The 6450-nt window shown below is 62.5% G+C and carries 6 protein-coding genes; 1 reads left to right on the top strand and 5 read right to left on the bottom strand.

Annotated features, from left to right (window positions below):
- Position 1 precedes the first annotated feature (1 nt).
- Positions 2–904 carry a LysR family transcriptional regulator gene (locus HX786_RS19035; RefSeq protein ID WP_003208975.1) on the top strand — a complete coding sequence of 301 codons (903 nt, stop codon included), beginning with the start codon at positions 2–4 and terminating at the stop codon, positions 902–904.
- Between the two features lie 9 nt (positions 905–913).
- Here the strand turns inward: HX786_RS19035 and HX786_RS19030 are convergent, their stop codons facing one another.
- The 5 genes from HX786_RS19030 to HX786_RS19010 form a co-directional block, all read right to left on the bottom strand.
- Positions 914–2260 carry an OprD family outer membrane porin gene (locus HX786_RS19030; RefSeq protein ID WP_178912467.1) on the bottom strand — a complete coding sequence of 449 codons (1347 nt, stop codon included), beginning with the start codon at positions 2258–2260 and terminating at the stop codon, positions 914–916.
- Between the two features lie 101 nt (positions 2261–2361).
- Positions 2362–3714, bottom strand: a complete 1353-nt coding sequence (locus tag HX786_RS19025) for a citrate-proton symporter (RefSeq protein WP_008436037.1) — start codon at positions 3712–3714, stop codon at positions 2362–2364.
- A 95-nt stretch (positions 3715–3809) separates the two neighbouring features.
- Positions 3810–5198 (bottom strand): amidase, encoded by a 1389-nt coding sequence (locus HX786_RS19020; RefSeq protein WP_008436038.1) that lies wholly within the window; start codon positions 5196–5198, stop codon positions 3810–3812.
- A 181-nt stretch (positions 5199–5379) separates the two neighbouring features.
- The gene (locus tag HX786_RS19015; RefSeq protein ID WP_087694888.1) at positions 5380–6207 is read right to left on the bottom strand and encodes a hypothetical protein; all 828 of its coding nucleotides are present in this window, start codon (positions 6205–6207) and stop codon (positions 5380–5382) included.
- A gap of 3 nt (positions 6208–6210) precedes the next feature.
- Positions 6211–6399 (bottom strand): hypothetical protein, encoded by a 189-nt coding sequence (locus HX786_RS19010; protein WP_003208968.1) that lies wholly within the window; start codon positions 6397–6399, stop codon positions 6211–6213.
- Between the last annotated feature and the right edge of the window lie 51 nt (positions 6400–6450).

Genomic DNA, 6450 nt, shown 5'->3' with positions numbered 1-6450 from the left:
CATGCAACTACGCGCCTTGCGATATTTCCACGAGGTCGCCCGCTGCGCCTCCCTGCGTAAGGCCGCCGAACGTCTTTACGTCACCCCCACCGCCGTCAGCCGCCAGATCGAACACCTGGAACACTTCTTCGGCGCCGCCCTGATTGAGCGCGGCCCCCGCGGCATCCGCCTCACCGCCGAGGGCGAATGCCTGGCCGAACAAGTCACCTCAACCCTGCGCGGCCTCGACCAGGTACGCGAAGTCATCGCCAGCCGCCAAAGCCAGGTGGCCGGTAACATCAGCATCCATGTGTCAGAAAGTATCGTTTCCACCGTGCTCGCCCCGGTGCTCGCCACCTTCTACCGCGCCCACCCCAAGGTCACCTTCAACATCGTGATCGCCAGCGCCTCGGCCACCCTCGACGCCCTGTGCAGCGGCGAGGCGGACCTGGGCCTGGCGTTCTACCTGCAAGAGCGCGCCGACGTCGAAGTCACCGCCCACTGCCAGTTATGGCACCGGGTGCTGGTCAGCGCCGAACACCCCTTCGCCCAGCGCGACAGCATCGAATTGAGCGAACTGCAAGGCCAGCCCCTGGCGATTCCCGACTCGGCCTACGGCGTGCGCCAGGCCCTGGAAGTGGCGGCAAAAAAACGCGGCGTCACCCTCGAACCGGTGTTCACCACCAGCTCCCTGGAAGTGCAGAAGAGCCTGGCCCGGCAACGGGCAGCGGTGCTGATTTTGCCCCAGGTCGAGGCAGACGTGCGGGACCTGGGCGACGGCCTGGTCGCCGTGCCGATCGCCGATGAAGACCTCGGCCGCATCCGCATCGACCTCTGCGTGTACCGCAACCGCCCCCGCTCGGTGGCGGTGCTCAAGTGCCAGGAAATGCTGGCGGGGGCGATGCAGCGTTGTTCGCTGAACTGAGCCTGAGCCTCAGAAGATGTTGATCGGCACATTGGCGACGAGGCGGAACTCATCGTAGCTGCCGTCAATCTGCCCGCCGCTGGCGCGATGGTTGTAGACGATGGTGCGCAGTACGGTGTTCTTGAGTGTTCCGGACTGAATCACATAGGCCAGCATCAAGCCGTTTTCGTTGTGCTTGGCGCCATCCAGGCTGCGCACGTTGTAGCCGGTGTTGTGGCCGTTGCGGTCGCCATCGTAATGGGTGCCGTCGATGTCCCAACCCTTGGCGTGCCACAGGCTGGCGGTGAGGCCGGGCACACCGTAGGCGGCGAAGTCCAGGTCGTAGCGCAACTGCCAGGACTTTTCGTTGGGGCCGTTGTAGTCCGAGTACAGCGAGTTGGCCATGTAGTTGCCGGTGGACTCCCACACGTAGTCGAAGTATTCGTTGCCGAATACCTGCTGCCAGGCCAGGGTCAGGCTGTGGGCCAGGTGCGTGGCGGTGAAGGCCAGGCTGGCGGCGTTATTGTCGATGTAGCCGAGGTTTTTGTCGCCCGAGTCGCTGGTGTGGTAGTAGTTGAAGGCGGTCTTCAAGGCGATGTCGCTTTTGTCACCGATGCGGTGGGTCAGGCCGACGTAGGTCTGGTCCCACATGTCTTCGAAACGCGACGCGTAGAGGCTGGCTTCCAGCCCGTAACCCGGTTTTACCGTGGCTCCCAGGTAGCTGATGCGTGCGCCGCTGTAGGCGCGGTTGCCGAAGGTGGTGGTGAGCTTTTCGGCGCCGGTGCCGGTGCGTGGAATCGCCCGCTCGAAGCTGCCGCCCTGCACCGACAGCCAGTCGAATTCGTTGCTGAACAAGCCCACGCCCTGGAAGCTGGAGGGCAGGGCGCGGTTGTCCTTGTAACGCAGGATCGGATTGTCGGTCATCAGCCGGCCAGCCTTGATCTCGGTGCTGGACAGGCGAAAACGCACGTCGCCCACCCCCAGGCGGCTCCAGGTGGGAATCGCATCGCCGTCGCCGTCCACCAGCACCCGGTCGCCGCCATTGGCCACCTTGCCGTGGCCGCGTTCCAGGTTGACCGCGCTGAAGATCCCCGCGTCCACACCCACGCCAATCAGGCCCTGGGTGTAGCCGGAGCTGTACTTGAGCATGCTGGTCTGCACCCAGGTTTCCCGTACACGCGTGGGCTCGACGCCGCCGGCTTTCTTGATGCTCAAGTGGGTGGTGCGTTGGGTGTGCTGGTTGGAATAGTAGTGACGCAGGTTCAGGTCCAGGGTGCTGCCTTCGAGGAAGCCCGGTGCGCTGGCCTGGGCGTTTTCCTGGGCGAAAGCCTGGGTGCTGGACGCCAGGGTGACGGCCAGCAAAAGACGTGGATACATGGTAAATCCCCATACAAATCAGACGTAAGGCGACCGTCCCGGCAGGCCTTCAGGTGCTGCCGGTCGGTGGCGAAAAGACGCGGGACAGTGGGAAAAGGTATTCAGCGAACCGAAGCTTCTGTGAGCCGGGTTTCGCGGGCCGGGCTGCCGGGCAGCGGCGGACGGGTTTCCTTGGCGAACCAGGCGGCGGTGAGGCACACCAGGTTGGCGATCAGCAGGTACCAGACCGGCGACATCGGATCGCCGGTGGTGCCGATCAGCCAGGTGATGATGATCTGCGCGGTGCCGCCAAACGCCGCCACACCGAAGGCGTAGACGATGGAGAAACCGGTGGAGCGCACGGATTTCGGGAAGCTTTCCACCAGCAACACGATCAGCGCCGCGCCACTCATGCCGTGCAGGCCCGAGAGTACCGCCAGGGTCAGCAGGAAGGTCGCCGGGCTTGGGTGCTCGGTCATCAGTTGCAGGGCCGGGAACAAAATCAACAGCAACACCACCCGCGGTGTCATCAGGATCGTACGGCGCCCGAAGCGGTCGCAGAGCATGCCGCCGGCCACCGCGCACACGGCCATCGCTGCGCCGGCCACCAGGGTCGAGAGCATCGAGATGCTGGTGGGCAGCTTCAGTTCGGTGAGGGCGAAGGTGGTCATGTAGTTGAGGAAGTACTGGGTGATGGTGCTGCCGGAAAGGATCAGCAACCCCAGCACCAGTGCGCGCCGGTGCTTGCCGCAGACTTCCCGTACCAGGTCGCCGGTGCTGGTCTGCTCGCCGTGGCCGTGGAAGGTTTCGGCGAGGTTGCGGCGGATGTAGATGCCGATCGGCAACACCAGCAGGCCGAACACGAACGGCACGCGCCAGCCCCAGCTGTTGAGGTCTTCCGGGGACATGACCTTGGTCAGGGTGAACCCTACCAGCCCGGCCACCATGGCTGCGACGCCCTGGGCGACTACTTGCCAGCAGGCGTAGGTCCCGCGTTTGTGGGGTGGCGCCGCTTCGAGGATGTAGGTGGTGGCGGGGCCGGCTTCACCGCCCCAGGCCAGGCCCTGGATCATGCGGGTGAGCACCAGCAGGATCGGCGCCGCGATACCGATGGTCTCGTAACCGGGCAATATCGCGATGCTGCCGGTGCCCACGGCCATCATCACCAGGGTCAACAGCATCGCCGGTTTGCGCCCGACGCGGTCGGCGTAGGCGCCGATCAGTACTGCGCCCAGGGGCCGGACGATAAAGCCGATACCGAACGCCGTGACCGACAGCATCAGGCTGACGAAAGCGCTGTCGGACGGGAAGAACGTGTGGCCGATCATCACCGCAAAGGTTGCGTACACACCAAAGTCGAAAAACTCCACGGCGTTGCCCAGGACCACGGCGAAGATGCTCTTTTTGCCGGCGTCCGGGGACGGTGTTTCGGGTGCGTGATCAGGATCGGATCGTGTCAATTGCTCAGTGTGCATACCAGCCCCTCGATTTTAGTTATAGGTCGTCCGAGCTCCAGGCCAAGAGGGCCCGGAGCTGGCGTGTGGGTGGGCAGTTCTTACAGCGTCAAAAGTCAGGAAGGATTCGGCCAGTGGTGGATTGCGCCACGCCAGCTCTCGTAGGTTTTAGCGATTTGCAGCAGCCATTGATCGGCAAAACGCGGGGCGATCATCTGCAGGCCGATGGGCATGCCATCGGCGGCGAAACCGCAGTTGATCGACAACGCCGGTTGCTCGCCCATGTTCCACGGCACCGTGAACACGATGTGTTCGAACGGCAGTTGCGGGTTGTTGCTCGGTGATGGCCACTCGGCCGGGAACGCATTGACCTGGTTGGTGGGGGACAGCACCAGGTCGAGTTCGGTGAACACCTGCGCGGCGCGGCGGCGCATTTCAAAGGTCTGGTTGAAACCCTTTACGGCTTGTACGCCGCTGATCTCGGCGCCCGGCGCGGCCCAGTCGCGGATGTACGGCAAGACCTTGTCGAACTGCTCGCTGCTCAGGGCCGACAAATCGCCCCACTGGCGGGCGCGCCAGAAATGGTCGAGGCCATCGAGTTGTGCGCGGTCCATGATTGGCGGGATCAGTGTGACCTTGGCGCCGTGGGCTTCGAACAGCCGCGCGGCTTGCTCCACGGCTTCACACACGAAGCCCTCAGGCTGCATGCCTGCGCCGGGTTCAAGCATCAGGCCGACGCGCAGGCCCCTGACTGACAGCGGCTGGTTACTCCACTGGGTGGTGAGCGGCGGAAGGCTGGTGGCATCGCGGGCATCGGGGCGGGCCAGGTGTTGCATCAACAGCACGCAATCATCGACGGTGCGGGTCATGGGCCCGGCGGCGCGGCCGGTGTAGTACGGGTCGATGGGGATGCGGCCCAGGGTCGGCTTGAATCCCACCAGGCCGCACCAGGCGGCGGGCAGGCGCACCGAGCCACCGATGTCGGTGCCCACGTGCAGCGGGCCGTAACCGGCGGCGGCCGCTGCGGCGGCACCGGAGCTGGAACCGCCGGTGTTGTTGGCGGTGTTCCACGGGTTGCGGGTGATGCCGTGGAAGCTCGACAGGCCGGAAGACAGCATGCCGAAGTCCGGGTTGGTGGTCTTGGCCAGGATTATCGCGCCCGCTTCACGCATGCGGGCTGCGGGCGGTGCGTCCCTGAGGGCCGGGGTCAGGCGGGTGGCCGCGCTGCCGAGGGGAATGGGCACGCCTTCGGTGGCGATCAATTCCTTGAGAGTCACCGGTACGCCATCAAGGGCGCCGTTGGGTTGGCCCTTGTTCCAGCGTTCGGTGGAGGCCTGGGCCTGCTGACGCACCTGTTGCGGGTCGAAGGCATAGAGCGCGTTGATCTGCGGCTCCCAGCGGTCGATGTGGGCCAGGAGTTGGTCGTAGTAGTCGATGGGCGCGAGTTGCCGGCTGGCAAATTGCGCCAGCAGTTCGGCGGCCGTAAGGGTATGCAGGTCAGTCATCGAACGCTTCCTTGTGATGGGCCGGCTGGCTCATGGCGGGTTGCAGTAGGAACGACTATATAAACCCCGGTGTGAAGCGGCCATCACAATCGATGCAGTTCAGTGTTGCGTTTTTGTGTGCACTGAAACCGGCGGGTAGATGTGGGAATGGCTGGAAGGTTTACTGTTTGGCGGGAGGACCTCAGGCGCAGGCACCTGGCGTCTTTTTCCTGCGTGCCGACTCACGACGATAGCTCCGGATAGGCTGGGGTTTCGCCCGTATGCGGGATTGGAAAGACATCCACGTCGCAGGGTCAAAGCGGGTGGCTGATACCACCGCTTCCTGGAGCAGCATGATGGAAATAGCGTCTGACGCATCCGGGTATTCAGTATCGAGGATGATTTCCAAGGTGTCCTTGTCGCGATAGCCGCTGCAGGTCGGAATCAGACTGAAGGCGTGATCTATACCTTCGGACTCATTCGGCTCGCAGATGGATGAAACAACGCCCACATAAACATTCCGATCGTTCAGCGTGAACATGCATTGAGAGCCGCGCGCAATGGATTCCCTGAGTAGGGTCCTGAGGGGGCGCCCCGTTAGAAGCTCGAGCATCAATTGCTGGTTCAGTTCCTCCTCTGAAGCAAGTTGCAGTCTTCGTCGACGCCAACGCACAAATAATCGCGCCCAGCAGTAGGGAATGATCATGGCTGTCAGGCCGACCTGGAGCAAAAATACCCAGAGGCCATGATTTCTCTCGGTGGCAATATCCAGCTCTATCAGCAGCTTGCCCAGATAAGCACTGTAATCAATGGGGATTGTCTGGCCAGCCAGTTGCAGCGGCTGTTTGGACAGGCAAAGAATCAAAGTGGTCAGTACGAACGACAGTACGAGGCAGGTCCAGCCTAATCTTGCGACCTGTAGATAGAGTAACTGGCCCTCAAAGCGGTGGAGGCGGCAGTAATGGCCGGGGTGTTTCAAACACACCAAATAGCCACTCACCAGTAACGGCAGTATCAGTAGTAGCCCCATGGGTTATTTGAATATCAGTTCACGTATCTTGCGCTTGTGTTCCTTGAACTCGGGTGAGTTGGCGATTTCCGCCGGGTCGACAGAAATACCCCACTCACCCACTATCCTCATGGTTTTGTACCGCTTGATAGCCCTGATATTTTCCAGATCTTCCTCAGTGGGTTTCTTGAACCACGCAAACGACTCAAACATGACCGGCACCCTCATAAAAAAGTAGTCGGTTTTATAGCAAGAGCCGTTTTT

Origin of the sequence: Pseudomonas sp. 21615526 (genome assembly GCF_013386245.1) — a bacterium.
GTDB lineage: Bacteria > Pseudomonadota > Gammaproteobacteria > Pseudomonadales > Pseudomonadaceae > Aquipseudomonas.
This window is presented reverse-complemented; position numbering and strand designations above follow the sequence as displayed.

Bases quoted from the DNA above. Each gene is read 5' to 3' on its own strand.
- HX786_RS19035 (WP_003208975.1), top strand. From the start codon at position 2: ATGCAACTACGCGCCTTGCGATATTTCCACGAGGTCGCCCGCTGCGCC.
- HX786_RS19030 (WP_178912467.1), bottom strand. From the start codon at position 2,260: ATGTATCCACGTCTTTTGCTGGCCGTCACCCTGGCGTCCAGCACCCAG.
- HX786_RS19025 (WP_008436037.1), bottom strand. From the start codon at position 3,714: ATGCACACTGAGCAATTGACACGATCCGATCCTGATCACGCACCCGAA.
- HX786_RS19020 (WP_008436038.1), bottom strand. From the start codon at position 5,198: ATGACTGACCTGCATACCCTTACGGCCGCCGAACTGCTGGCGCAATTT.
- HX786_RS19015 (WP_087694888.1), bottom strand. From the start codon at position 6,207: ATGGGGCTACTACTGATACTGCCGTTACTGGTGAGTGGCTATTTGGTG.
- HX786_RS19010 (WP_003208968.1), bottom strand. From the start codon at position 6,399: ATGTTTGAGTCGTTTGCGTGGTTCAAGAAACCCACTGAGGAAGATCTG.